The organism is Kitasatospora sp. NPDC036755, from assembly GCF_040636595.1.
Classification (GTDB): domain Bacteria; phylum Actinomycetota; class Actinomycetes; order Streptomycetales; family Streptomycetaceae; genus Kitasatospora.
Genome location: NZ_JBEZUT010000577.1, coordinates 1 through 3,075, shown reverse-complemented (window position 1 = coordinate 3,075; position 3,075 = coordinate 1). Strand labels below are relative to the sequence as shown.

1 protein-coding gene is annotated in these 3,075 nt (G+C 75.6%); it reads left to right on the top strand.

Annotation, left to right across the window (positions count from 1 at the left end; all coding sequences use genetic code 11):
• Positions 1 to 75 precede the first annotated feature (75 nt).
• Entirely contained in the window at positions 76 to 2,889 is a 2,814-nt protein-coding gene (locus tag AB0E96_RS40095; RefSeq protein ID WP_359831643.1) for a hypothetical protein, read from the top strand.
• Positions 2,890 to 3,075 lie beyond the last annotated feature (186 nt).

The following is a 3,075-nucleotide window of genomic DNA, read 5'->3' as shown; positions in this document are numbered from 1 at the left end:
CCCGCTGCTGTCGGCCTTCCTGATCGGGCGCCGGCGTCGAGACGTGGCCGCCAGGCTGCGCCACGTGGAGGAGATGTGACCACCCAGGCCGGCACCCGCGTGCCCACCGCCGACTCCGGCCACCGCCCCGCGCGCTGGGTCCGCACCAGGCTGCGGGCGAACCCACTGGCCGCGCTGCTCATGGCGGCCCTCGCGTTCGTCACCGTCTTCCTGGCGGCCGCCTTCCCCCGCGTCACGGACCGGGGCGCGGACGCGGCGCTCCAGGACTTCGTCCGCCAGAAGGGCCTCCACCCGACCAGCCTGCAGACCGCCTCCAAGACGAGGGACGACGAGACCGCCGACTCGCTGGACCGGGTGCAGCGGCACATCGTCGAGCAGGTCGGCGGGCAGCTGGCGCTGGACCGGCGCAACCTGGCCTACGGCGCCCGTGCCCTGGGCAGCCACTCCATGGCCAACCCGGGGTACGCCCACCTCTCGGACAAGCAGCCCTACCCGGACCTCGGCCTGCTCTACCTGCACGACCTGCCCGCCCGGGCGACCCTCACCGAAGGCACCTGGCCGACCGTCGGCACCGCCGACGGTCCGTTGCCGATCGTGATCAGCGAGAAGTCCGCCGAGACCATCCACATCAAGCTCGGCGACGTCATCGACAACGGCATCGACGACGTCGGCGCCGCACGGACCACCGTGGTGGTCGGCCTCTACCGGCTCAACGACCCCCAGGACCCGTTCTGGGACGACCTCGGCTGCCCGGACCGCGCCTGCCTGAACACCCAGCCCGAGCACGAGCGCTGGTTCACCACCGGGTTCGTCGGCGACGGCGGCGTGGCCGGGATGGTCCGCTGGGGTTCGACCGCCGAGAGCTTCTGGCGGCTGTCCGTCGACCCCGCCTCGCTGCACGCCGACCGGATCGACGAGACCCGCGGCGTCGTCACCTCCTTCCTGACCGGGCGCGACGCCACCGCCCTGGTCCGCGAGACCGGTCGCACCGACCTGCGCACCTCCTCGAGCCTGCCCGAGATCCTCACCCAGGCGGACGCGCGCTACCGGGCCACGCTGCCGCTCAGCACGATCGGCCCGGCCGGCGCCGCGGGCGTCACCACCGTGGTGCTGTTCCTGGCCGCCGCGCTCACCACCGACCGGCGCGCCGCGGAGATTCGGCTGCTCCGGGCGCGCGGCGGCTCCCTCGCCGGGGTGCTGCGGCGGCTGCTCGCCGAGGGCGCGGTCACCGTGCTGCCGGCCGCCGCGCTCGGCACCGTCCTCGCCCTGGTGCTGCTGCCCACCGTCCGGTGGGAGCGCGCGGTGCTGGCGGCCCTGATCGCGACCCTGATCGCGCTGCTGGCCTTCCCGGCCCGGGCCGCGCTGCTCTGGGCGCGTCCTCGGCCGGCCGGCGGCCGACGCCGACTGGTCGGCGAACTCTCCGTGCTGGCGGTGACCGCCGCGGCCGTGGCCGAGGTCCGGCGCCGCGGCGTCGGCCACGCCGGTGGTGGCGTGGACCCGCTCCTGGTCGCCGCCCCGCTGCTGCTCGCCGTCACCGGCGGGCTGCTGCTGGCCCGGATCGAGCCCCTCGTGGTCGGCCGGCTGGCCGCCCTCGTCGGCCGGGGCCGCGGGCTGGTCGGCTTCCTCGGCCTCGCCCGGGCCGCCCGCGACAACTCGGGCCGCCGCAAGCCCTCCGTACTGCCGCTGCTCGCCCTGCTGATCGCCGTCACCACGACCGGCTTCGGCGCCACCGTGCTCGACACCGTCGACCACGTGCGGACCCGCGCCGCGCGCCTCTCCACGGGCGGCGACATCGGCGTCTCCGTCCCGGACTACGCCTCCCTGACCGAGCAGTTCACCACGGCCGCCGCCGCCCTGCCGGGCGTCCGGACCTCGACCGGTGCCTGGGTCGAGTCCAGGACCCGCTTCTTCGGCGCCGACCAGGACTACACCGACGTCGACCTGGTGGCGGTGACCGATCCCGCCGCGTACGCCGAGATCGCCCGGACCCTCGGGGCCGGCGAGTTCGACCCGGCGAAACTGGCCGCCGCACCCGGCGGCAAGGACAGCCCGGTGCCCGCCCTGGTCAGCCGCGACCTCGCCAAGCGCCTGGCCGCGGGGCCGTCCCGGGTGCGCACGCCCAACGGCAACGACCTGCGCATCACCGTCGCCGATCTCGTCGGCGCCACCCCCGCGCTGCCGGACCCGGGCAGGCCCTTCGTCGTCGTTCCCGCCGGCCCCACCTGGGAACGGCTGCCGGACGCCAAGCGGGTGAACCAGTGGTTCGCCGTCGGCGACATCGACCCCGACCGGGTCAGGACGACCCTGCGGGACAACAGTGTGGCCCGGCCGGTCGGTCTCGCCAGGCTGATCGCGGACGACGCCACGGCCACCGGCAAGGACACCCACGGGCTGCCCTCCGGCTACGCGGTGCACAGCAGCCGCGAGACCGCCGACGCGCTCGGCGACGACCCGCTGCAGCACGCCGCCGGGCGGCTGTTCTGGTACGCGGCCGCCGCCGGAGCCGGGTTCGCCCTGCTCGCCGTCCTGCTGACGCTGGCCCGGGCGGCGGCCGACCGCACGGCGGTGCTCGCCCGGCTGCGGACCATGGGGTTGCGGCCCCGGCAGGGGTTGGCGCTGATCGTCACCGAGGCGTTGCCGCAGAGCCTGGCGGCGGCGGTCGGCGGTGGCCTGGTGGCGCTGGTGGCGGTCGCCCTGCTGGGCGGCGCCTTCGACATCTCGACGCTGGTCGGCGCCGATGTCGGGGACGTCGTCACCCCCGTGCTGCTGCCGGTGCTGCTGCCCACCGCGGGCCTGACCCTGCTGGTCGGGCTCGGGGTGGTACTGGAGACGCTGGTCGCCGGGCGGCGCCAGATCGCCACCGAACTGCGGGCGGGGGAGCAGTCGTGACAGCGAGACCGGGACCACGGGCCGTGACCGTGCGGACCACCACCCCGAGCCGGCCGACCACCGGGACCGGCCGAACCGTTCACATCGTCAGGACAGGAGATCAGCGGTGATGGGTGCTTCTGGGCAGCGGACGGTCACTGAGGCGCCGAGCCTTGAGGTGTTGCGGGAGCGGGCGTTGGCGGCTGC